Here is a 22,903-nt window from a genome sequence, read left to right as displayed (position 1 = left end):
CCGACTATGGCGTCCACCGCCGATTTCAAGAACGGCCTCGTCCTCAAGGAGGAGGGCCAACTCTGGCAGATCACCGAGTTCCAGCACGTCAAGCCCGGCAAGGGCCCCGCGTTCGTGCGGACCAAGATGAAGAACGTGGTCAGCGGCAAGACCATCGACAAGACGTTCAGTGCCGGCGTGAAGGTGGAGACCGCGACCGTCGACCGGCGCGACATGACCTTCCTCTACCGCGACGGCGAGGACTACGTCCTCATGGACGAGAAGGACTTCGAGCAGATCAACGTCACGCCGACGGTGATGGGTGACGGTGCCCGCTTCCTGCTCGAGAACACCTCGGTCCAGGTCTCCATCCACGAGGGTGTCCCGCTGTTCGCCGAGATGCCGGTCGCCGTCGACCTGCTGGTCCAGCACACCGACCCGGGCCTGCAGGGCGACCGTTCGACCGGTGGCACCAAGCCGGCGACCCTCGAGACGGGTGCCGAGGTCCAGGTGCCGCTGTTCATCAACACCGGCGACAAGCTGCGCATCGACACCCGTGACGGCCGCTACCTCAGCCGGGTGAACGACTGATCATGTCGGAAGACGTCGACCACCGCCGTCGCGGATCACGTTACCGGGCGCGTAGGCGCGCGGTCTCGCTGCTGTTCGAGGCGGAGCTACGTGACGCGGACGTGGTGGCGCTCGCCGAGGAGCGTCGGCAGATGGGCGAGGACTCCCAGGAGTTCCACGACGTCGCGCCCTACACGATGGAGATCGTCACCGGCGTCGCCGAGCGGCTCGACCGCCTCGACTCCACCATCACCGAGCACCTGAGGGAGTGGACGCTGGAGCGGCTGCCCGCCGTCGACCGCGCGGTCCTGCGCGCCGGTGCGTGGGAACTGCTCTTCGGCTCGGACGAGGTGGACGCCGCCGTCGTGATCGACCAGGCGGTCCTTCTGGTGTCCGACCTGTCCGCGGAGAAGTCGGTTCCGTACGTCAACGCGGTCCTCGACCGCGTGGCCGGCCTGGCCCAGCACATCAGGGCCGCCGAGCGGGCCGTGGCGGGCCTGGACACCCCGCCCGCCGACGCTGCCTCCGAGGCCGCCGGCGACGAGCCCGGAGACGTGTCGGAGGCCACGTCCACCGATCCCGGAACGGACACCGGGGACTGATAGAGTTCGGGACCGAAAGCTATCCCTTTAACGAGCCGTCCAGCGAGGCGGACAAGGAGGTGGTGATCGGTGAGCGCTGACGGTTCGCAAGAGAACTCGGTGTCACTCTTCACGTCCGACGACGTCGCCAGGACGGTGTCCCGCCTGGCACATCAGATCATCGAACGCACTGCTGCGGACGCGCCCGATTCGGGCCCCGTGGTGCTGCTCGGAATCCCCACCCGCGGGGTGCCGCTCGCCGCCCGACTCGCCGAGAGGATCCGTGAGTTCAGCGGCGCGGACGTCCACGCCGGGGCCCTCGACGTCACGCTCTACCGCGACGACCTCGCCGGGGGCCCGCACCGGCCGATGAACCCCACGCGGGTCCCGTCGGCCGGGATCGACGGCGCGACGGTGATCCTCGTGGATGACGTCCTGTTCTCGGGCCGGACCATCCGCGCGGCGTTCGACGCCCTGCGCGACCTCGGTCGACCGGCGCGGGTCCAGCTCGCCGTGCTGGTCGACCGCGGGCATCGTGAACTGCCGATCCGGGCCGACTACGTGGGCAAGAACGTCCCCACCTCCCGCGACGAGGGAGTGTCCGTCCGGCTCACCGAGGTCGACGGGGTCGACGCCGTGGTCCTGCGGCGTCCGGACGCGGAGAGGACGAGATGAAGCACCTGCTCTCGGCCGCCGACCTCGACCGCGACTCGGCCCTGTCCATCCTCGACGAGGCGGAACGACTCAAGGAGACGCTCCTCGGTCGCGAGGTCCGCAAATTGCCGACACTGCGGGGCAAGACCGTCCTCACCGTGTTCTACGAGAACTCCACCCGCACGCGGGTGTCGTTCGAGACGGCCGGCAAGTGGATGAGCGCGGACGTCATCAACGTCTCCGCCAGCGCCTCCTCGGTCCAGAAGGGCGAGTCGTTGCGCGACACGGCGCTCACCCTGACCGCCATCGGCGCGGACGCCCTCATCGTGCGTCACCCCGCCTCCGGGTCCGCTCAGCAGATCGCCGGGTGGGTCGCGCCGGGTGGCGTCGGCCCGTCGGTCATCAACGCCGGTGACGGGATGCACGAGCACCCCACCCAGGCCCTGCTCGACGCCATGACCCTGCGTGAACGCCTCGGCGGAATAGACGGACGCCGGGTGGTGATCGTCGGGGACATCCTGCACTCGCGCGTCGCCCGGTCCAACGCCCTGTTGCTGTCCACGTTGGGCGCCGAGGTGGTCCTCGTCGCCCCGCCGACCCTGCTCCCGGTGGGAGTCGACGGCTGGCCGGTCCGCGCGTCGACCGACCTCGACGCGGAGTTGGACGGTGCGGACGCCGTCATGATGCTGCGCGTCCAGGCCGAGCGGATGAACGGTGGGTTCTTCCCGTCCGCCCGCGAATACGCGGTGCGCTACGGGCTCGGGCCGACGCGCGCCGCCCGGCTCCGCGACGACGTCGTGGTCCTGCACCCGGGTCCGATGGTCCGTGGGATGGAGATCGGCTTCGACACCGCCGACGCGCCGTCCTCCGCGATCCTCCAGCAGGTCACCAACGGCGTGCACGTGCGCATGTCGGTCCTGCTCCACACTCTCGTCACGGCGGAAGGAACCCCTGAGTGAGCGCCCCCCACACACCGACCCTGTTGCTACGGCGGGTGCGTCCCTACGGCGAGGGCGACCCGGTCGACGTCCTCGTCCGCGACGGCGTCGTCGCCGCGATCGGTCCGGACGCGGGCGGGTCCGTGGACCTGTCCGCGCCGGGCACCGAAGTCCTCGATGCGGACGACGCCGTGCTGCTGCCGGGGTTCGTCGACCTGCACACCCACCTGCGTGAACCCGGTCGCGAGGACACCGAGACCATCGCCTCGGGTTCTGCCGCCGCGGCCCGCGGGGGGTACACGGCGGTGTTCGCCATGGCCAACACCCAACCCCCGCAGGACAACCAGACGGTGACCGACTCGGTCTGGCGGATCGGCCGCGAGGTCGGACTGTGCGACGTGCACCCCGTCGGCGCCGTCACCGTGGGTCTCCAGGGTGAGCAGCTCACCGAGATGGGGCAGATGGCCGCGGGGGAGGCCCGTGTCAGGGTGTTCTCCGACGACGGGATGTGCGTCCACGACCCGCTGGTGATGCGTCGAGCCCTGGAGTACTCGGCCGGATTGGGCGTCCTCGTCGCCCAGCACGCCGAGGAACCCCGACTGACCGGCGGCGCCGTGGCCCACGAGGGGCCCCACGCCGCACGCCTGGGACTGACCGGATGGCCGCGGTCGGCGGAGGAATCGATCGTCGCCCGAGACGCGATCCTGGCCCGCGACGCCGGCGCCCGCGTGCACATCTGCCACGCCTCCACGACCGGCACCGTCGAACTGCTGCAGTGGGCCAAGGACCAGGGGATCTCGATCACCGCCGAGGTCACCCCGCACCACCTGCTCCTCGACGACTCCCGGCTCGAGACCTACGACGGCGTCTACCGGGTCAACCCGCCCCTGCGCGAGGCACACGACACCCTCGCGCTGCGCGAGGCGCTGAGGTCCGGCGTGATCGACTGCGTCGCCACCGACCACGCCCCGCACGCCGCGCAGGAGAAGTGCTGCGAGTTCGCCGCCGCCCGGCCGGGCATGCTCGGACTCGAGACCGCCCTGCCGATCGTCGCCGCCCTGCTGGTCGAGACCGGGGACATGACCTGGCGGGACCTCGCCCGTGTCATGAGCACCCGGCCCGCCGAGATCGCCGGCCTGTCGGACCAGGGGCGACCGATCGCCGTAGGGGAGCCCGCGAACCTCGTCGTCGTCGACCCCGACTCCCCGTGGACCGTCGTCGGCGACGCGCTCGCAAGTCTGTCCGCCAACACCCCCTACGAGGGAATGACATTCGCGGCCAGGGTCGTCGGCACCGTGTACCGGGGCCGCCTGACCACCCGCGACGGAGAGGTACTCGCATGACCCAGGACTACTGGACCGTCATCATCGTCATCGCCGTGCTGCTCGCGCTGATCGGTCTGATGACGCTGGGATGGCGGAACCGTAGCCGGTCCCAGGCCGGGCTCTTCGACGAGCTCCCCACCCCGCCCGCCGACCCGGGCGAGATCGTCCTGGGGCCGCTGACCGGTGTGTACATCGGCAGCACCGTCGCGGGGGACTGGCAGGCCCGGATCGCCCGCCCGCCCCTCGGCCACCGCTCCGCCGGCACCCTGACCGCCCACACCGGCGGCATACGCCTCGAGCTGGCCGACGCCGTCGTGTGGATCCCCCGCGCCGACCTCGTCGACGTGCGCCGCGCCTCGGCGCTGGCCAACAAGACCGTGCCCGGCGGCGGCATCCTCGTCGCGCGATGGCAGGTGACGGGCACCGACGGCCGAACGCTCGTCGACTCCGGTTTCCGGGCGGACGACAAGGACACCTACCCCCGCTGGGAGGCGCTGCGCGGAGACGCCGACCCCTCCGACACGCCCACCGACTCCAGCTCCACCACCGAGGAGAACCAGTGACACCGCACAGCACCACGCCCGCGCCGCAGTCGGGCCCGCAACCCGCCGCGCTCGTCCTCGAGGACGGACGCATCCACCGCGGCACCTCCTTCGGCGCGACCGGGACCACCCTCGGGGAGGCCGTGTTCACCACCGGCATGTCCGGCTACCAGGAGACCCTCACCGACCCCTCCTACTGCCGGCAGATCGTCGTGGCCACCGCGCCGCAGATCGGCAACACCGGCTGGAACGACGAGGACGGCGAGTCCCTCCTCGACGGTGAGGCCCGCGGGGGCCGGATCTGGGTCTCCGGCTTCGTGATCCGCGACCTGTCGCGACAGCCCTCCAACCACCGGTCCAGCCGCAGCCTCGAAGACGAGATGGCCGCCCAGGGCGTGGTCGGCATCGCCGGTATCGACACGCGCGCCGTGGTCCGCCACATCCGGGAGCTCGGGGCCATGAAGGCCGGGATCTTCTCGGGCGACGACCTGACCGACGACGAGACCATGCTCACCGCGGTCCGGGCCCAGGAGTCCATGGCCGGCGCGTCGTTGTCCGACGAGGTCTCCACGCGCGAGGCCTACGTGGTGGAGCCGGAGGGCGAGGCGTCCTACACGATCGCCGCGCTGGACCTGGGGATCAAGACCAACACCCCCCGGATGCTCACCGAGCGCGGGGTCCGCGTCCACGTCCTGCCCGCCGACTCGACGCTGCAGGACATCCTCGACCTCGGCGTCGACGGGGTCTTCCTGTCCAACGGTCCGGGCGACCCGGCGACGGCCGACCACGCGGTACACCTCACCAAGGAGGTGCTGGGCCAGGGGATCCCCTTCTTCGGCATCTGCTTCGGAAACCAGATCCTCGGCCGGGCTCTGGGGCTGGAGACCTACAAGATGCAGTTCGGGCACCGCGGCATCAACATCCCGGTGATCGAGAAGGCCACCGGCGCCGTGGCCATCACCTCCCAGAACCACGGGTTCGCGCTGCGCGCCCCGGAAGGTGACACCTGGCAGACCCCGTGGGGCACGGCCGCCGTGACCCACGTGTGCGCCAACGACGGCACCGTCGAGGGCGTCGCCCTGGTCGACGGCAGCGCCTTCTCCGTCCAGTACCACCCCGAATCCGCGGCGGGCCCCCGGGACGCCGCCGACCTCTTCGACCGCTTCGTCAGCCTGCTCGAATCCTCCGACCTCGGCTCCGCAGACTCCAGAAAGGGTTCGAACTGATGCCCCGGCGCACAGACATCAACCACGTCCTCGTCATCGGCTCCGGGCCGATCGTCATCGGCCAGGCCTGCGAGTTCGACTACTCGGGCACCCAGGCGTGCCGCGTGCTCAAGTCCGAGGGCCTGCGTGTGACCCTGGTCAACTCCAACCCGGCCACGATCATGACCGACCCGGAGTTCGCCGACGCCACCTACGTCGAGCCCATCACGCCCGAGTTCATCGACAAGATCCTGACCAAGGAGGCCGCCGACGGCCACCCCGTGGACGCGGTGCTCGCGACCCTCGGCGGGCAGACCGCGCTGAACGCGGCCATGCAGCTGGACGCCCAGGGGCTCCTCGACAAGCACGGGGTCGAGCTCATCGGCGCGGACATCCCCGCCATCAACCGCGGCGAGGACCGGCAGACCTTCAAGGACATCGTTGCCAGCGTCGGCGGCGAGTCGGCCCGCAGCGCCGTCTGCCACACGATGGAGGAGGTCCATGCCACCGTCGCCGAGCTGGGGCTGCCGGTCGTGGTCCGGCCCTCCTTCACCATGGGCGGCCTCGGCTCGGGTCTGGCCTACACCACCGAGGACCTCGAGCGCATCGCCGGCGGCGGGCTGTCCGCCTCGCCGACCGCAAACGTTCTCATCGAGGAGTCCATCCTCGGGTGGAAGGAGTACGAGCTCGAGCTGATGCGCGACAACAAGGACAACGTCGTCGTGATCTGCTCGATCGAGAACGTGGACGCCCTGGGTGTGCACACCGGCGACTCCGTCACCGTCGCGCCGTCGATGACGCTGACCGACCGCGAGTTCCAGAACATGCGCGACCTGGGCATCGCGATCATCCGCGCCGTGGGCGTGGACACCGGTGGCTGCAACATCCAGTTCGCCATCAACCCCGTCGACGGCCGCCTGGTCGTGATCGAGATGAACCCCCGGGTCTCGCGGTCCTCCGCGCTGGCCTCCAAGGCCACCGGCTTCCCGATCGCCAAGATCGCCGCACGGCTGGCCATCGGGTACTCGCTCGACGAGATCACCAACGACATCACCGGCGAGACCCCCGCGTGCTTCGAGCCGACCCTCGACTACGTGGTGGTCAAGGCGCCCCGGTTCGCCTTCGAGAAGTTCCCGGGTGCCGACGACACCCTCACCACCACCATGAAGTCGGTGGGTGAGGCCATGAGCCTGGGGCGCAACTACCGGGAGGCCCTCGGCAAGGTCATGCGGTCGCTGGAGACCAAAGCCTCGGGATTCTGGACCCTGCCCGACGAGACCATCGCACCCGGGCGCTCCACCGACGTGGATGCGGTGCTCGCCGACCTGGTCCGTCCGACCGAGGGCCGGATGTACGACGTCGAGCTGGCGCTGCGCCTGGGGGCGACGGTCCAGCAGGTCCACGAGGCCTCCGGCATCGACCCGTGGTTCCTCGAGGAGGTGGCCGAGCTCGTGGACCTGCGCCGCGAGATCGTCGACGCCGCCGTGCTGGGCGCGGACCTGCTGCGTCGGGCCAAGCACAACGGTCTGTCGGACGCGCAGATCGCCGCCCTCCGGCCCGAGTTCGCCGGTGCCGAGGGCGTGCAGCGCCTGCGCCACAGGCTGGGGATCCGGCCCGTCTACAAGACGGTCGACACGTGTGCCGCGGAGTTCGAGGCCAAGACCCCGTACCACTACTCGACCTACGAGCTCGACCCCGCCGCCGAGTCCGAGGTCGCCCCGCAGACCGAGCGCGAGAAGGTGATCATCCTCGGTTCCGGGCCCAACCGCATCGGCCAGGGCATCGAGTTCGACTACTCCTGCGTGCACGCCGCCCTGACGCTGTCCGAGGCCGGGTACGAGACGGTCATGGTCAACTGCAACCCGGAGACGGTCTCGACCGACTACGACACGGCCGACCGGCTGTACTTCGAGCCCCTGACGTTCGAGGACGTCATGGAGGTCTACCACGCCGAGTCCGAGTCCGGCACGGTCGCCGGGGTGCTGGTGCAGCTCGGTGGCCAGACCCCGCTGGGGCTGGCCGCGCAGCTCGAGGCCGCCGGCGTGCCCATTGTGGGCACCAGCCCGTCCGCGATCGACCTGGCCGAGGACCGCCGCGAGTTCGGTGAGGTGCTGGTCCGGGCGGGGCTGCCGGCCCCGGCGTTCGGCACCGCGATCAACGCCGACGAGGCGACCGCCATCGCCGCCGACATCGGGTACCCGGTACTGGTGCGCCCGTCCTACGTGCTGGGCGGCCGGGGCATGGAGATCGTCTACGACGAGGGCTCCCTGCGCTCGTACATCGACCGCGCCACCGAGATCAGTCCGGACCGTCCGGTGCTGGTGGACCGCTTCCTCGACGACGCCGTGGAGATCGACGTCGACGTCCTGTGCGACGGCACCGAGGTGTACCTGGGCGGCGTCATGGAGCACATCGAGGAGGCCGGCATCCACTCCGGCGACTCCGCGTGCACGCTGCCGCCGATCACCCTCGGACAGGACGACATCGACAGGGTCCGCCGCTCCAGCGAGGCGCTGGCCATGGGCATCGGCGTCAAGGGCCTGATGAACGTGCAGTACGCCCTCAAGGACGACGTGCTCTACGTCCTCGAGGCCAACCCCCGGGCCAGCCGGACGGTGCCCTTCGTGTCCAAGGCGACCGGGGTGCACCTGGCCAAGGCGTGTGCCCGCATCATGCTGGGCGAGTCGATCGCCGACCTGCGCGCGGAGGGGCTGCTCCCGTCCGACCGGGACGGCGGCTCCCTTCCCGCGGACGCCCCCGTCGCCGTCAAGGAGGCGGTGCTGCCGTTCAACCGGTTCCGCACCCCGGAGGGCGACACCGTGGAGTCCCTGCTGAGCCCGGAGATGAAGTCGACGGGTGAGGTCATGGGCATCGGCCCGGACTTCGCCGTGGCCTTTGCCAAGGGCCAGCTGTCCGCCGACGGCGTGCTGCCGCTGTCGGGCACGGTGTTCGTCTCGGTGGCCAACCGGGACAAGCGGTCGATGGTGTTCCCGGCCCAGCGGCTGGCGGCGCTCGGGTTCACGGTGCTGGCCACCGAGGGCACGGCGCTCATGCTCCGCCGGTACGGCATCGCCTGCGAGACCGTGGCCAAGCTGACCGAGTCCGGCACCGGCCCGGTCGACGAGGACGGCCGGCCGATCCGCACGATCGTCGACCGCATCAACGCCGACGAGGTGGACCTCATCCTCAACATCGCCTCGTCGACCGGGGGCACCCGTGCCGACGGCCACGAGATCCGCTCCGCGGCGATCTCCCGCCGCGTGCCCTGCGTGACCACCGTCCAGGGTGCCACCGCGGCGGTCCACGGGATCGAGGCCATGCTGCGCGGCGACGTCAGCGTCAGCCCCCTGCAGGAGCTGCACGCCGGGTACGCGGCGCGGTGACGTCGACCGCGGCCCCGTTCGGTGCCCGACTGCGCAGGGCGGTCGCCGAGCGGGGCAACCTCTGCGTGGGCATCGACCCCCACCCGGCGCTGCTGGAGGCGTGGGGCCTGGGCGTCGACGCGGCGGGCGTCGCGGAGTTCTCGCGGCGGTCTCTCGAGGCCTTCGGTGACCTGGTCCCCGCGGTCAAGCCCCAGGTGGCGTTCTTCGAGGAGCACGGGTCCGCCGGGTTCCGGGTCCTGGAGGAGCTCCTGGCCGCCATCGGCGAGCGCGGGGCGCTGTCGGTGGCCGACGCCAAACGCGGCGACATCGGCTCCACCATGGCAGGGTACGCCCGCGCGTGGCTGCGGGACGGGTCCCCGCTGGCCTGCGACGCGCTCACGGTGTCCCCGTACCTCGGGGTGGGCGCACTGGACGCGGCGTTCGAGACGGCGGCCTCCACCGGCCGGGGCCTGTTCGTCCTGGCCCGGACCTCCAACCCCGAGGCCGGGCCCCTGCAGGGCTCGGCGGGCCCCGCCGGCACGGTCGCCCAGTCCGTCGTCGACGAGGTGGCTCTGCGGAACGCCCGCGCCGGGGATGGTGCACCGGGGTCCTTCGGCGTGGTCGTCGGGGCGACGGTGACCGACCCCCCGAGGCTCGACGAGCTCTCCGGCCCGGTCCTCATGCCCGGGGTGGGGGAGCAGGGCGGCACCCTCGCCGACGTCCGCAGGATCGCCGGGCCCGCGCTCCCGCTCACCCTGGTCAACGTCTCGCGGCACGTGCTCCGCGCCGGGCCGGACGTCGACGCGATGCGCGCGACGGTCGTCGAACTCGCCGCACAGTACAGGTTCTCCGACGACTCCTGAGTCGCCGCGTTCCACACGGGTGTACCGGCGTCCCACCGGTGACGGCCGCCCGGAGCCGGGCTCGCGGGAATCGGGCGGTTCGCGTCGCGCCCCCGGCCGGGCGGCGCTAGGGTGCCATACAACCTCGAACCGTCAATGCGCAGATCAGACGGGGTGCCACAGCGGGACCCCGTCTGGTACCCGGCCGGTCGGCCGCGTACTGTTGCTGAGGTCATCAGGCCCGGAGCCGTGGAAGTCCCCCTCGGGGGCGGCGGAACCGCCCGGGTACGGTGAGCACGAGGGAGCGCCCGCTCCCGGAGGTGTTCCGCAGCCCGCGGACGCGCCGGGGCCGGTCACCGCACACCAGGCGGGGGTGTCCTACGGTGGACATCCGCGTGAGTCATGAGACACACACGAACGAGACGGAGGAATTGTGGCCCTTCCCCAGTTGACCGATGAGCAGCGCGCTGCTGCTCTGGAGAAGGCGGCTGCCGCCCGTCGCGCCCGGGCTGAGCTCAAGGAGCGCCTGAAGCGTGGCGGCACCGACCTCAAGCAGGTGCTCAAGGATGCCGAGAGCGACGAGATCCTCGGCAAGATGAAGGTCTCGGCGCTGCTCGAGGCCCTGCCCAAGGTCGGCAAGGTCAAGGCTCAGGAGATCATGACCGAGCTCGAGATCGCGCCGACGCGTCGTCTGCGTGGTCTCGGTGACCGCCAGCGTCGCGCACTGCTCGAGCGGTTCGACTTCACGGTCGACTGATCGACGCATGAACACACCGTCATCCGGGGTCATCCCGGAGACGACGGCGAAGAGGGGCCGGCTGATCGTCTTGGCCGGCCCCTCCGCCGTCGGGAAGTCAACCGTCGTCGCCCGTCTCCGCGAGTGCGTCCCCGACCTCTACTTCAGCGTGTCGATGACCACACGGGACCCGCGGCCCGGGGAGGTCGACGGCCGCGACTACTACTTCGTGTCCACCGAGGACTTCCGGAAAGCCGTATCCGAGGGTCGGATGTTGGAGTGGGCGGAGATCCACCGCGGACTGCAGCTCTCCGGGACCCCCGCCGATCCGGTGCACCGCGCGCTCGAGGCGGGACGACCCGTCCTCATCGAGGTGGACCTCGCCGGGGTGCGCCAGATCCGCGAGTCGATCCCGGAGGGCAGGACCGTGTTCCTCGCCCCGCCGTCGTGGGAGGAACTCGAGGTCCGGCTGCGTGGCCGGGGCACCGAACCGCAGGACGTGGTGGACCGCCGACTCGAGACCGCGAAGGTCGAGATGGAGGCCCGCGGAGAGTTCGACGAGGTCGTCGTCAACGACGAACTCGAAAAGGCCGTGGACGAGTTGGTATCATTGCTGGTCGGCCGCGACTAGCGGCGAGCCCAGCGTCACCAGGGTGTCATCGACGACACCGACCCCAGGCAGTACCCCAGAGGAGAACCCATAGTGGCCACCACCGAAGCCGCAGCGGCCACCCCGCTGTACGACACCCCGATCGGCATCACGAACCCCCCGATCGACGAGCTGCTCGAGCGGGCGTCCTCGAAGTACGCACTCGTGATCTTCGCCGCCAAGCGGGCGCGCCAGATCAACTCGTACTACAACCAGATCGAGGAGGGCATCCTCGAGTACGTCGGCCCGCTGGTCGACCCGGGGCTGCACGAGAAGCCCCTGACCATCGCGCTGCGTGAGCTGCACTCCGACCTGCTCGATTGCGCCGAGGGCGAGTGAGCCCCTCCGGGGACGACATGCGCGGCCCGCGCGTCGTCGTCGGAGTCGGCGGCGGGATCGCCGCCTACAAAGCATGTGGCCTCATCCGGTTGCTCACCGAGTCCGGATGCCACGTCGACGTCGTCCCCACAGAGGCGGCCCTGCGATTCGTCGGGTCCGCCACCTTCGAGGCGCTGTCCGGGAACCCGGTGTCCACCGGGGTGTTCTCGGACGTGCCCTCGGTCCGCCACGTCGCCCTCGGGCAACGGGCGGACCTCGTCGTCGTCGCTCCCGCCACCGCGGACCTGCTGGCCCGCGCGGCGAGCGGGCGCGCCGACGATCTCCTCACCTCCACACTCCTCACCGCGCGGTGCCCGGTGCTCCTCGCCCCGGCCATGCACACCGAGATGTGGGAGCACCCCGCGACGCGTCGCAACGTCGACACCCTCCGGGGCGACGGCATCCACGTCATGCCGCCGGCGTCCGGCCGGCTCACCGGCGCCGACACCGGCGCGGGGCGTCTACCGGAGCCCGCCGACATCGCGCGGTTGGCCCGGCTCCTCCTCGACGGCGGATCACTGCCGTGGGACCTCGCCGACAAGCGCATCGTCGTCACCTCCGGAGGTACCCGTGAGGAGATCGACCCCGTGCGCTTCCTCGGTAACCGCAGCTCGGGCAAGCAGGGCCACGCGATCGCCGCGGTGGCCGCTGCCCGGGGTGCCAGGGTGACCCTGGTGACGTCCTCCGATCTGCCGACCCCGCCCGCCGTCGAGGTCGTCCACATCGAGTCCGCCCTCGAACTGCGGGAGCAGACCCTGCGCGCAGCGGCCCGGGCGGACGTGGTCGTCAAGGCCGCCGCCGTCGCCGACTTCCGGCCCACCGACGTCTCCGACTCCAAGCTCAAGAAGGGCAGCGGATCGGAGCCCGCGGAGATCCGCCTCCGGCGGAACCCGGACATCCTCGCCGACCTGGTCTCCGCGCGTGCGGCGGGGGACGTCCCGGCCGACTGCGTGCTCGTGGGTTTCGCCGCCGAGACCGGGGACGCGTCGGGCACGGTCCTCGAGCACGGCCGCGCCAAGCTCGCCCGGAAGGGGTGCGACCTCCTCGTCGTCAACGAGGTGGGACGGGACACCACCTTCGGACAGGACGTCAACGGCGGCTGGATCCTCGACTCGGGCGGCGGCGAGACGGCCCTCGAGCGCGCCAGCAAGGACCTCCTGGCCGACCGTCTACTCGACGCGATCGTGGGGATCGCTCGCGGGCGGACCGGGCGGAGTGACGCAGACCGCACCGACTAGTCTGTCCCCACGCGATCGGCAACGATCACACGCGATCCCACCATGGAAGAGAGAACCACTGTGACGCAGGCACGTCGGCTGTTCACCAGCGAGTCCGTGACCGAGGGGCATCCGGACAAGATCTGTGACGCGATCTCAGATTCGATCCTGGACGCGATGCTGGAGCAGGACCCGGCGGCCCGAGTGGCCGTGGAGACGATGGTCACCACCGGCATGGTCCACGTGGCCGGCGAGGTCAAGACCACCGGTTACGTGGAGATCCCGCAGCTCATCCGCGACAAGATCGTCGAGATCGGTTACGACTCCTCGGACAAGGGTTTCGACGGCGTCTCCTGCGGCGTGTCGATCTCGATCGGGCAGCAGTCGCCGGAGATCGCCCAGGGCGTGGACACCTCCCACGAGGCCCGCACCTCCACAGACTCGGTCGAGGACGCCATCGCCCGCCAGGGTGCCGGCGACCAGGGCCTGATGTTCGGCTACGCCTGCTCGGACACCCCCGAGCTCATGCCACTGCCCATCGCGCTGGCCCACCGCCTCTCGCGGCGGCTGACCGAGGTGCGCAAGGACGGCACGCTGGCCTACCTGCGCCCGGACGGCAAGACCCAGGTCACCATCGAGTACGACGGCGACCGCGCGGTCCGGCTGGACACCATCGTCATCTCCACCCAGCACGCCGACGGCATCGACCTGGAGACCACCCTGCGCGACGACCTCACGCAGCACGTGATCGACCCGGTCCTGACCGAGGCCGCCGGCGGGATCGACACCGCCGACTTCCGGCTGCTGGTCAACCCGACCGGCCGGTTCGTCCTCGGCGGCCCGATGGGCGACGCCGGCCTGACCGGACGCAAGATCATCGTCGACACCTACGGCGGCATGGCCCGCCACGGTGGCGGCGCCTTCTCCGGCAAGGACCCGTCCAAGGTGGACCGCTCCGCCGCCTACGCCATGCGCTGGGTCGCCAAGAACATCGTCGCCGCCGGCCTGGCCGAGCGCGTCGAGGTCCAGGTCGCCTACGCCATCGGCAAGGCCGCCCCGGTCGGACTGTTCGTCGAGGCGTTCGGCACCGAGAAGGTCGACATCGACCGACTCCAGCAGGCGGTGACCGAGGTGTTCGACCTGCGGCCCGGTGCGATCATCCGCGACCTGGACCTCAAGCGTCCGATCTACGCCCCCACGGCCGCCTACGGACACTTCGGCCGCACCGACATCGACCTGCCCTGGGAGCGCACCGACCGCGTCGACGAGCTCAAGCAGGCCGCCGGACTCTGACGCCGTCACCCCGTGTGTCGTAGCGGGGTGCGAGGATCCCGCACGTGACCACCACGCGCCCAGCGACCCGGGTCGCGGCGGCCGATGCCCCCGTGGCCCGGGTCCTGCCGTTGCTCGGGGTCTTCCATCTCGACCGGGAGTTCGACTACCTGGTCCCCGAGTCACTCTCCGCCGAGGCGGTCCCGGGGGTGCGGGTGCGGGTGAGGTTCGCCGGGCGGCTGGTCGACGGTTTCCTCGTCGAGCGGCGCGCGCAGACCGATCACCAGGGGGATCTCGCCTGGCTCGAGCGGGTCGTGTCACCCGAGCCCGTCCTCACCCCGGACCTGCTCCGGTTGGTCGACCTGGTGGCGCGGCGGTGGGTGGGCATGCGCTCGGACGTGATCCGGTTGGCGATCCCGCCGCGCCATGCCGCCGCCGAGAAGTCCGTTCCCGAGCCGGGGCCGCCCCTGGGAGTGTCGGTGGGGCCGGTAGAGATGCCGGAGGGGTGGGGCGACCACCCGATGGTCGCGAGGTTCCTCGAGGCCGCGACCGGCGCCGTCCCCGCCCGCGGGGTGTGGACGGTCCCGCCGGGACGGGACTGGGCCCGGGCCCTGGCGACCCTCGCCGACTCCCTGCGCCGTCGTGGGCTCCAGGTCCTCCTGATCGTCCCGGACCAGCGGGACGTCGACCGTCTCACCGCGGCCTGTCGCGAGGTCGTCGGGGGCGGCGCGGCCGGTCGGGACCTCGTCACGGATCTGTCCGCCGGGGTCGGGCCGTCCGCCCGGTACCGACGCTGGTTGCGGGCGATCCGCGGCCACGCCCGGATCGTCGTGGGCACCCGGAGCGCGGTCTTCGCCCCCCTGCCCGAACTCGGTCTCATCGTGCTGCACGACGACGGGGACGACTCGTTCGTCGAGCCGCGCGCCCCGTACCCCCACACGCGCGACGTCGCCGCACAGCGATCGGCCCTCGAGGGCGTACCCCTGTTGCTGTCGTCGGTGGACCGGACCCCCGAGGTCGCCGAGTACGTCCGCTCCGGGTGGGCACACGAGATCCGCCCGCGCCCCGGACTGACCCGCGAGCTCGCGCCCCGCGTGGTCGCCGTGACCGACGCCGACCCGGTGCAGGCCCGCGACGTCGCGGGGGGCCGCACGCGGCTGCCCGCCGTGGCGTTGACGATGGCCCGGGAGGCGATCGACGTGGACGCTCCGGTCCTCGTACAGGTGCCCCGCAAGGGGTACATCCCCACGCTGCTGTGTGGGTCGTGCCGGACCCCGGCGCGGTGTCGCCGGTGCAACGGCCCGCTCCGCGCCGGGCGGATGGACGAGGTCCACGGGCCGGTGGAATTGGCGTGCGGGTGGTGCGGGGCCCCCGAGCCGAGCTTCCGCTGCGTGGCCTGCGGATCGCGGGCGCTGCGGGCCGGGGTGGTGGGGGCAGGCCGCACCGCGGAAGAGCTGGGCCGGATGTTCCCCGGTGTCCGGATCCGCACGAGCGGGGGAGGGGAGATCCTGGACACCGTGCCCGCGAGCCCGGCGATCATCGTCGCCACCCCGGGAGCGGAACCCGTCGCCGAGGGCGGGTACGGGGCCGCACTGCTCCTGGACTCGTGGGCGCTTCTCGGCCGACCCGACCTGCGGGCCGTCCAGCACGCCCTGCGCCTGTGGATCGGGGCGGCCGGTCTCGTCCGTCCCGCCGACGAGGGGGGCAGGGTGTTCCTGTCCGCCGAATCCGAGTCCGCGGTCGCCCAGGCGCTGGTCCGGTGGGATCCCCAGGGCTGGGCGGAGCGCGAACTCGCGGACCGCGCCGAGGTCGGGTTCCCGCCGGCGGTGCACATGATCGCGGTCGACGGGCCGGCCGCCGCGCTCGCCGAGGTCCTCGAGGACTTCCGCCTCACGGACAGTGTCGAGGTACTGGGTCCGGTGGATCTGCCCGCCGGGGAGGAGCTCCCTGGTCATGACGAGGTGGAGGACCCGGAGCGTGTGCTGTTCCGGGTGCCCCCGCCCGTCCTCGCCGAGGTCGCGGCGGAGCTCCGGGCACTGGTCCTCCGGCGTTCCGGACGCCGCCACAGCCACTCGATCCGGGTTCGTCTGGACCCCGTCCACATCGGTTGACCGCCCCGCCGTGCGTCCGGCCGACCGCCGACGACGGCGCACGCCGACGGAGCGCCTAGAATGGCCGTTCAGCACCGACGCCTGCCAGGAGACCCATACGCATGTCCGTCCATCCCGTCCGGCTCTTCGGCGACCCGGTCCTCCGGACCCCCGCCGACCCCGTCACCTCCTTCGACGACAGGCTGGCACGCACCGTGGCGGACCTCATGGACACCGTCGCGCACGAGGAGGGGGCCGGGCTCGCGGCGCCCCAGATCGGGTTGTCCACCCGTGTGTTCGTCTACAGCTGCGGCGGGCGGGAGGGCCACCTGGTCAATCCCGAGTGGGAGCCGATCGGCGAGGAGAAGACCCACGTCAACGAGGGCTGCCTGTCCATCCCCGGGGTCTCCCTGCCCACCGAGCGGTTCGCCCGCGTCCGGGCGCGCGGTGTCGACGTGCACGGCGAGCCCGTCAGCTTCGAGGCCGAGGGCATCCTCGCCCGCGCCGTCCAGCATGAGACCGACCACCTGGACGGGGTGCTGTTCCTGCAGCGCCTCACCCCGGAGCGCCGACGCGAGGCGATGGCCGAGATCCGCTCGGCCAGCTGGTTCGGCAGCGCGGCGGTCAGCGGCGGCGTCATCTATGACACGCTCTCCGACGCGATGGCGGTGAGGTGAGAAGTGCGTCTCGTCTTCGCCGGCACCCCGGAGGTCGCCGTCCCGTCCCTGCAGGCGCTGCTCGACAGTGACCGTCACGAGGTCGTCGCCGTCGTCTCGCGTCCCGACGCCCGCACCGGCCGCGGTCGGGGACTGTCCCGCAGCCCCGTGGCGGCCGCGGCCGACGCAGCGGGCATCGAGGTCCTCACCCCGCCGAACGCCCGCGACCCCGAGTTCGCGGAGCGACTGCGCACGCTGACACCCGACGCGGTTCCGGTGGTCGCCTACGGCCACCTCGTTCCGCGCCCCGTCCTCGACATCCCCACCCACGGGTGGATCAACCTGCACTTCTCCCTGCTCCCCGCATGGCGGGGAGCCGCCCCGGTCAACGCCGCCGTCGCCGCCGGTGACGAGATCACCGGCGCGACCACCTTCCTGCTGGACGAGGGCATGGACACCGGCCCGGTGCTGGGGACGATGACCGAGACCGTCCGGCCCCGCGACACGGCCGGTGACCTGCTCGGCCGACTCGCCGTGTCCGGCGCCGGGCTGCTGGCGGCGACACTGGACGGGATCGAGACGGGAGAGCTCCGCGCTGTTCCCCAACCGGCCGACGGCGCCTCCCATGCACCGAAGCTCACGGTCGACGACGCGCGGGTGCGATGGAGTGATCCCGCCCTGGCCGTCGACCGGCACATCCGGTCGGTCACCCCGGCGCCGGGGGCCTGGACGACCCTCGGCGGCGAACGGGTGAAGATCGGCTCGGCCCGCCCTGCCGAGGATCCACCCACGGACCTCGGGCCCGGCCTCATCTCGTGGGACAAGCGGTCGTTCCTCGTGGGCACCGCGACGGTACCGATGGCGATCGAGACCATCCAGCCCCCCGGCAAGAAGATGATGAACGCACTGGACTGGGTGCGCGGCGCCCGCCTCGACGAGGGCGCGGTGTTCGAGTGAGCGCCGACGACCGACAGGGCCGCGGACAGGGGCCCGATTCCCGCCGCGGGGGCGGACAGGGACGCCCGAAGAGCGGTGGAGGAAACCGCCCGCAGTCGGACCGCCGGCGACGTCCGGACTCCCGTCCGCAGAAACAGCAGAAGCAGCAGAAGCAGCCCCGTCCCGACGCCAGGACCGTCGCGCTGGCGGTCATGGCGGCCGTGCGGGAACGCGCCGCCTACGCCAACCTGGCCCTGCCGGCGGAACTGCGCCGCGCCAAGCTGGACACACGCGACGCGGCGCTGGCCACGGAGTTGACCTACGGCACGCTCCGCGCACAGGGACTGCTCGACCGGGTGATCGTGCTTGCGGCGTCCCGGCCCGTCGAGGAGATCGATCCGCCGGTCCTCGATCTCGTGCGGCTGGGCGCCTACCAGCTGCTGTTCACCCGGATCGGTGCGCACGCCGCCGTCGACACCGCCGTCGAGGCCGCGCGCACCGCCGGCCTGGGCCGGGCGGGCGGGTTCGTCAACGCGGTCCTCCGCAAGGTCGCCGCCCGCGACCTCGACTCCTGGGTCGACGCGCTGCGCGACGGTGTGACCGACCCCGTGGCCCGGATGGCCATCGGCACCGCGCACCCGGAGTGGATCGCCCGAGCGTTCGCGGACTCGCTCGGCGCCGCCGCCGGAGAGCTTCCCGAGTTGCTCGCCGCCGACGACGCCCGGCCGAAGGTCCACCTGGCCGCCCGCCCCGGTGCAATCACGGGCGAGGAACTGGCACTGATCACCGGCGGTACGGAGGGTGAGCTGTCCCCGTACGCGGTCCACCTGGACTCCGGGGACCCCGGAGCGCTCGACGCCGTACGAGAAGGGCTCGCGGCGGTCCAGGACGAGGGCAGCCAGCTCGTGGCGCTGGCCGCCGCCCGCGCCCCCCTGACCGGTCCGGACTCCGGGAGGTGGCTCGATCTGGCCGCCGGGCCCGGCGGGAAGGCGGTCCTGCTGGGCGCGCTGGCGGAGATCGAGCAGGCGACGCTCACCGGGGTGGAGATCTCCGAGCACCGCGCCGACCTGGTCCGCGGCGCGACCAAGGACCTGCCGGTGACCGTGCACACGGCAGACGGACGCGACCCGGGTCTGGAGCCGGGGTTCGACCGGGTATTACTCGACGCCCCGTGTTCCGGCCTCGGCGCACTCCGCCGTCGTCCCGAGGCGCGGTGGCGCAAGACCGCCGCCGACATCCCGGGCCTGGTCACGCTCCAGCGCGAACTCCTCGAGTCGGCCCTGCGTCTGGTCCGACCGGGCGGGGTGGTGCTGTACGCGACCTGCTCGCCCCACCTCTCGGAGACAGTGTCGGTCATCCGCGAAGCCGCCCGGCGTGACGACGTCGAACTCCTCGACGTGCGTGACATCCTCGCGGAGGTGGTCGGCCGTCCGGTCAACGGACTGGGCGACGGCCCGTGGGTGCAGCTGTGGCCGCACCGGCACGGCACAGACGCGATGTTCATGGCGGCACTACGACGGGGTCACGATGCGTGAGGATGCGCAGTTCAGCTCGCACGGGGTTCGGTGCTCGGCCTGGGTCTATCGCCCGGACGCGCCGTCGGACGGCCCTGCGAGCCCGGCACCTGCCATCGTCATGGCACACGGCTTCGGGTGCATCCGGGACCTGCGCCTACCCGCGTACGCCGAGCGATTCCGGGACGCGGGCTTCGTCGTGGTGGTCTTCGACTACCGGCATTTCGGAGCCAGCGACGGACAACCCCGGCAACTCCTCGACATCGGCCGCCAACTCGACGACTGGCGGTCCGCGCTGGCCTTCACCCGGTCGCTGCCCGGCGTCGATCCGGATCGCGTCATCGCGTGGGGCACGTCGTTCTCTGGAGGTCACGTCCTCACCCTCGCCGGCACGGGGGAGCGGCTGGCGGGAGTCATCGCCCAGGTCCCCCACGTGAGCGGTCCGGCCGCGGTCCGGGCGACGGGGCTCGCCGCGGCGCTCCGACTCGCCCCGGCCATCCTCGACGACCTGTGGCGCTCGCTCCGGCGCCGGGAACCGCGGTACGTCCCTCTGGTCGGGCGACCGGGGGACACGGCGGTCATGACGAGTCCGGACGCCGATCCCGCGGTGAATCGGCTCGCGGCCGACTCGGGACTGCGCCGCAGTGAATTCCGCGACGACGTCGCGGCACGGATCCTGGCACGGATCGGCTTCTACTCGCCGATGCGGCACACGCGGCGGATCACCTGCCCGACGCTGGTGCAGATCGCGACGGAGGACGCCATCACCCCCGCGGCGACCGCGCGTCGGGCCGCGGAGCGGATTCCGGGCGGCCTGTACCTGGAGTACCCGTGCGAACACTTCGACCCCTACGTCGAGCCGCACTTCGAGCGCATCATCGCCGACCAGCTCGAGTTCCTGACCTCGGTCACCGGCTCCGTCGACTGACCGGTCCGTGGGCCGCCGTCCCATGTCGGCGGAGCAGCCCGGACGGGCCCGCCTAGACTGGTCGTCATGTCGTACCAGCCGCTCATCGCGCCGTCGATCCTGTCCGCCGACTTCGCCCGTCTGGACCGCGAGATCGAGCGCATCCCGTCCGCCGACTGGATCCACGTGGACGTCATGGACGGTCACTTCGTGCCCAACCTGTCCTTCGGTGCGCCGGTCGCGAAGGCGGTCGGGAAGGTCACGGACAAGCCGATGGACTGCCATCTCATGATCACCGACCCGGCGCGCTGGGTCGATGACTACGTGGACGCCGGCGCGTTCAACGTCACCTTCCACGTGGAGGCCACCGACGACCCGAAGGCCGTCGCCGACCTGCTGCACGCCAGGGGGTGCAAGGCGGGTATCTCCATCAAGCCCGGGACCGCCGTCGAGCCGTACCTCGACCTGCTCGACCACGTGGACCTGGTCCTGGTGATGAGCGTCGAGCCCGGCTTCGGCGGCCAGAAGTTCATGCCCGGGGTGTTGGACAAGGTCCGCACGCTGCGCGCCGAGATCGACCGCCGTGGCCTCGACGTGCACATCCAGATCGACGGTGGCATCGACGCGGGGACGATCGCCGAGTGCGCGGCGGCGGGGTGCGACGTGTTCGTGGCCGGTTCGGCCGTCTACGGTGCCCCGGATCCCGACGCGATGATCGGGACCCTGCGCTCCGGGGCCCTCGCCGCGCGGGCGTGACGGTGCCGGACGTGCCGGAAGTGCCACAGGGCCCGAACGGGCCCGGGGTGCCGAGCGGGCCCGGGGTATCAGCGACGGGCGGGGCCGACCCCGCCGACCGTCGTCGCGAGCGGGACGCCCTGGCCCGGGCTATCGCCGTGTCCGCCTCCGCGTTGGGGGTGTGCACCCCCAACCCGCCGGTCGGTGCGGTGGTGCTCGACGCCGCCGGAGAGGTCGTGGGCATCGGCGCGACCGAGGCCCCGGGCGGACGGCACGCCGAGGTGGTGGCGCTGGACTCCGCCGGGGACCGCGCGCGCGGTGGGACGATCGTGGTCACCCTCGAGCCGTGTGACCACCACGGGCGCACCGGTCCGTGCACCTCCCGCATCGTCGCCGCCGGGCTCGCCCGCGTGGTCTACGCGGTGTCCGACCCCAATCCGGTGGCCTCCGGCGGAGCCGGGACCCTGCGGCGCGAGGGGATCGAGGTGGCACGAGCCGACGACGACGAGGTGGGCGCCGCCCGCAGTGGCCCGCTGAGGGCGTGGCTCCACCGTCAGGACCACGGCCGACCCCTCGTCACCTGGAAGTACGCGGCGAGCCTGGACGGCAGGGTCGCGGCCGCGGACGGGTCGAGCAAGTGGATCACCGGGCCGGTTTCGCGCCGCCACGCCCACGCCAGACGGCAGGAGATCGACGCCCTCGTCGTCGGCACCGGAACGTTGCGCGCCGACGACCCCGCGCTGACCGCCCGCACCGACGACGGCCGGCCCGCCCCCCGCCAGCCCCTCCGGGCGGTGATGGGGCTGAGCCCCGTGCCCGCGGACGCGACGGTGCGCGGCACCGACGGCCGGTTCCGACACCTGGCCACCCGCGATCCCGCCGAGGCGCTGGGACTTCTCGGCGAGGTCTCCCACGTCCTCGTCGAGGGCGGCCCCAGGCTGGCGGGGGCGTTCCTCGCCGCCGGACTCGTCGACGAGATCGACGCGTACCTCGCGCCCCTGGTGCTCGGCGCCGGGCGGTCGGCGGTCTCCGGAGCCGGGGTGGACACGCTCGCGGCCGCCCACGGTTTCCGGATCCGAGGGACCACCGTCCTCGGCGACGACGTCCACCTGCGCTTGACACGACCCGGCCTGACACGACCCGCCACCGCGACCACGCCGACCGCACCGACGAGAGGACCCCGCTGATGTTCACCGGAATCGTGGAGGAGCTCGGAACCCTCGACTCGGTCGAGACGACCGGCGACTCCGCGCGCCTGCGCATACGGGGGCCCCTGGTCACCTCGGACGCCCACCACGGTGACTCGATCGCCGTCAACGGGGTGTGCCTGACCGTCACCGGCTGGGAGCCGGGGGAGTACTTCGAGGTGGACGTGATGGCCGAGTCGCTCGACCGGACCGCACTCGGTGCACTGTCACCGGGCGACCCCGTCAACCTGGAACGCGCCATGCGCGCGGACGCCCGGTTCGGCGGTCACATCGTCCAGGGCCACGTCGACGGCACAGGCCACGTGATCAGCCGCGACGAGCACGAGCACTGGCACGTCGTGCGCATCTCGCTGCCGGGTGACCTCGCCCGGTACGTGGTCGAGAAGGGGTCGATCACCGTCTCCGGGACCTCGCTGACGGTCTCGGCGGTCAGTGCCGCGGACGAGCCGGAGCCGTGGTTCGAGGTGTCCCTCATCCCCACGACGCTCGCCGACACGATCCTCGGGGGACTGGGCGCGGGCGACCCCGTCAACCTGGAGGTCGACGTGCTGGCCAAGTACGTCGAGCGGCTGCTGGGCGGACGCGGTGGGGGGTCCCACTGACCCGA

Annotated in this window: 22 protein-coding genes; all 22 read left to right on the top strand. The window is 71.9% G+C overall.

The genetic code is table 11. The features are described from left to right. Positions 1-6: 6 nt before the first annotated feature. The 22 genes from efp (at position 7) to G6R20_RS05730 (ending at position 22,898) form a co-directional block, all read left to right on the top strand. Entirely contained in the window at positions 7-570 is a 564-nt protein-coding gene (efp, locus tag G6R20_RS05835) for an elongation factor P (RefSeq protein ID WP_067717936.1), read from the top strand. Positions 571-572: 2 nt separating this feature from the next. After that, positions 573-1,151 carry a transcription antitermination factor NusB gene (nusB, locus tag G6R20_RS05830; RefSeq protein ID WP_069389334.1) on the top strand — a complete coding sequence of 193 codons (579 nt, stop codon included), beginning with the start codon at positions 573-575 and terminating at the stop codon, positions 1,149-1,151. Positions 1,152-1,220: 69 nt separating this feature from the next. Then, on the top strand, positions 1,221-1,805 hold the full coding sequence (pyrR, locus tag G6R20_RS05825; RefSeq protein ID WP_067717941.1) for a bifunctional pyr operon transcriptional regulator/uracil phosphoribosyltransferase PyrR: 585 nt from the start codon (positions 1,221-1,223) through the stop codon (positions 1,803-1,805). Further along, a complete protein-coding gene (locus G6R20_RS05820) occupies positions 1,802-2,743 on the top strand; it encodes an aspartate carbamoyltransferase catalytic subunit (protein ID WP_067717943.1) in 942 nt (313 codons plus the stop codon). Before pyrR ends, G6R20_RS05820 begins: the two co-directional genes overlap by 4 nt. Further along, a complete protein-coding gene (locus G6R20_RS05815; protein WP_163375806.1) occupies positions 2,740-4,065 on the top strand; it encodes a dihydroorotase in 1,326 nt (441 codons plus the stop codon). Before G6R20_RS05820 ends, G6R20_RS05815 begins: the two co-directional genes overlap by 4 nt. Then, positions 4,062-4,610, top strand: coding sequence for a hypothetical protein (locus G6R20_RS05810; protein ID WP_067717949.1), 549 nt, complete (start codon positions 4,062-4,064; stop codon positions 4,608-4,610). The genes G6R20_RS05815 and G6R20_RS05810 overlap by 4 nt, the downstream gene beginning before the upstream one ends. Beyond that, complete coding sequence (carA, locus tag G6R20_RS05805; protein WP_163375805.1) at positions 4,607-5,815, top strand: glutamine-hydrolyzing carbamoyl-phosphate synthase small subunit; 1,209 nt, start codon at positions 4,607-4,609, stop codon at positions 5,813-5,815. Before G6R20_RS05810 ends, carA begins: the two co-directional genes overlap by 4 nt. Then, the gene (gene carB / locus G6R20_RS05800; protein WP_067717954.1) at positions 5,815-9,177 is read left to right on the top strand and encodes a carbamoyl-phosphate synthase large subunit; all 3,363 of its coding nucleotides are present in this window, start codon (positions 5,815-5,817) and stop codon (positions 9,175-9,177) included. Before carA ends, carB begins: the two co-directional genes overlap by 1 nt. Further along, positions 9,174-10,019, top strand: coding sequence for an orotidine-5'-phosphate decarboxylase (gene pyrF, locus G6R20_RS05795; protein ID WP_163375804.1), 846 nt, complete (start codon positions 9,174-9,176; stop codon positions 10,017-10,019). The genes carB and pyrF overlap by 4 nt, the downstream gene beginning before the upstream one ends. Before the next feature lie 412 nt (positions 10,020-10,431). After that, positions 10,432-10,755, top strand: coding sequence for an integration host factor, actinobacterial type (gene mihF / locus G6R20_RS05790; RefSeq protein ID WP_007631925.1), 324 nt, complete (start codon positions 10,432-10,434; stop codon positions 10,753-10,755). Positions 10,756-10,762: 7 nt separating this feature from the next. Further along, entirely contained in the window at positions 10,763-11,365 is a 603-nt protein-coding gene (gene gmk, locus G6R20_RS05785; protein ID WP_163375803.1) for a guanylate kinase, read from the top strand. Between the two features lie 72 nt (positions 11,366-11,437). Further along, positions 11,438-11,722, top strand: coding sequence for a DNA-directed RNA polymerase subunit omega (gene rpoZ / locus G6R20_RS05780; RefSeq protein WP_061228655.1), 285 nt, complete (start codon positions 11,438-11,440; stop codon positions 11,720-11,722). Next, a complete protein-coding gene (coaBC, locus tag G6R20_RS05775; RefSeq protein WP_205475747.1) occupies positions 11,719-12,999 on the top strand; it encodes a bifunctional phosphopantothenoylcysteine decarboxylase/phosphopantothenate--cysteine ligase CoaBC in 1,281 nt (426 codons plus the stop codon). The genes rpoZ and coaBC overlap by 4 nt, the downstream gene beginning before the upstream one ends. A 60-nt stretch (positions 13,000-13,059) precedes the next feature. Then, positions 13,060-14,271 carry a methionine adenosyltransferase gene (gene metK / locus G6R20_RS05770; protein ID WP_172812164.1) on the top strand — a complete coding sequence of 404 codons (1,212 nt, stop codon included), beginning with the start codon at positions 13,060-13,062 and terminating at the stop codon, positions 14,269-14,271. Positions 14,272-14,315: 44 nt separating this feature from the next. Then, on the top strand, positions 14,316-16,361 hold the full coding sequence (locus G6R20_RS05765; protein WP_163375802.1) for a primosomal protein N': 2,046 nt from the start codon (positions 14,316-14,318) through the stop codon (positions 16,359-16,361). Between the two features lie 101 nt (positions 16,362-16,462). Beyond that, positions 16,463-17,017: a peptide deformylase gene (gene def / locus G6R20_RS05760; RefSeq protein ID WP_163375801.1), complete on the top strand. Its 555-nt coding sequence runs from the start codon at positions 16,463-16,465 to the stop codon at positions 17,015-17,017. Positions 17,018-17,020: 3 nt separating this feature from the next. Then, the gene (gene fmt / locus G6R20_RS05755; RefSeq protein WP_163375800.1) at positions 17,021-17,953 is read left to right on the top strand and encodes a methionyl-tRNA formyltransferase; all 933 of its coding nucleotides are present in this window, start codon (positions 17,021-17,023) and stop codon (positions 17,951-17,953) included. Next, positions 17,950-19,467: a transcription antitermination factor NusB gene (locus tag G6R20_RS05750; protein WP_163375799.1), complete on the top strand. Its 1,518-nt coding sequence runs from the start codon at positions 17,950-17,952 to the stop codon at positions 19,465-19,467. Before fmt ends, G6R20_RS05750 begins: the two co-directional genes overlap by 4 nt. Then, positions 19,460-20,374: an alpha/beta hydrolase gene (locus G6R20_RS05745; RefSeq protein WP_163375798.1), complete on the top strand. Its 915-nt coding sequence runs from the start codon at positions 19,460-19,462 to the stop codon at positions 20,372-20,374. Before G6R20_RS05750 ends, G6R20_RS05745 begins: the two co-directional genes overlap by 8 nt. Positions 20,375-20,440: 66 nt before the next feature. Continuing rightward, positions 20,441-21,109, top strand: coding sequence for a ribulose-phosphate 3-epimerase (gene rpe / locus G6R20_RS05740; protein ID WP_163375797.1), 669 nt, complete (start codon positions 20,441-20,443; stop codon positions 21,107-21,109). Between the two features lie 119 nt (positions 21,110-21,228). Next, positions 21,229-22,275, top strand: coding sequence for a bifunctional diaminohydroxyphosphoribosylaminopyrimidine deaminase/5-amino-6-(5-phosphoribosylamino)uracil reductase RibD (ribD, locus tag G6R20_RS05735; protein ID WP_163376071.1), 1,047 nt, complete (start codon positions 21,229-21,231; stop codon positions 22,273-22,275). After that, the gene (locus tag G6R20_RS05730; RefSeq protein ID WP_067716372.1) at positions 22,275-22,898 is read left to right on the top strand and encodes a riboflavin synthase; all 624 of its coding nucleotides are present in this window, start codon (positions 22,275-22,277) and stop codon (positions 22,896-22,898) included. Before ribD ends, G6R20_RS05730 begins: the two co-directional genes overlap by 1 nt. Positions 22,899-22,903: the final 5 nt, after the last annotated feature.

This window comes from Dietzia sp. Alg238-R159 (genome assembly GCF_900537145.1).
Classification (GTDB): Bacteria; Actinomycetota; Actinomycetes; order Mycobacteriales; family Mycobacteriaceae; genus Dietzia; species Dietzia kunjamensis.
The sequence above is the reverse complement of the archived record's forward strand: the minus strand, read 5'-3'. Positions and strand labels throughout refer to the sequence as shown.

What these genes read in the sequence shown, in the direction of transcription:
- gmk (WP_163375803.1), top strand. Translation starts at nt 10,763, where the DNA reads ATGAACACACCGTCATCCGGGGTCATCCCGGAGACGACGGCGAAGAGG.
- nusB (WP_069389334.1), top strand. Translation starts at nt 573, where the DNA reads ATGTCGGAAGACGTCGACCACCGCCGTCGCGGATCACGTTACCGGGCG.
- carB (WP_067717954.1), top strand. Translation starts at nt 5,815, where the DNA reads ATGCCCCGGCGCACAGACATCAACCACGTCCTCGTCATCGGCTCCGGG.
- G6R20_RS05820 (WP_067717943.1), top strand. Translation starts at nt 1,802, where the DNA reads ATGAAGCACCTGCTCTCGGCCGCCGACCTCGACCGCGACTCGGCCCTG.
- G6R20_RS05810 (WP_067717949.1), top strand. Translation starts at nt 4,062, where the DNA reads ATGACCCAGGACTACTGGACCGTCATCATCGTCATCGCCGTGCTGCTC.
- rpe (WP_163375797.1), top strand. Translation starts at nt 20,441, where the DNA reads ATGTCGTACCAGCCGCTCATCGCGCCGTCGATCCTGTCCGCCGACTTC.
- G6R20_RS05730 (WP_067716372.1), top strand. Translation starts at nt 22,275, where the DNA reads ATGTTCACCGGAATCGTGGAGGAGCTCGGAACCCTCGACTCGGTCGAG.
- G6R20_RS05745 (WP_163375798.1), top strand. Translation starts at nt 19,460, where the DNA reads ATGCGTGAGGATGCGCAGTTCAGCTCGCACGGGGTTCGGTGCTCGGCC.
- def (WP_163375801.1), top strand. Translation starts at nt 16,463, where the DNA reads ATGTCCGTCCATCCCGTCCGGCTCTTCGGCGACCCGGTCCTCCGGACC.
- efp (WP_067717936.1), top strand. Translation starts at nt 7, where the DNA reads ATGGCGTCCACCGCCGATTTCAAGAACGGCCTCGTCCTCAAGGAGGAG.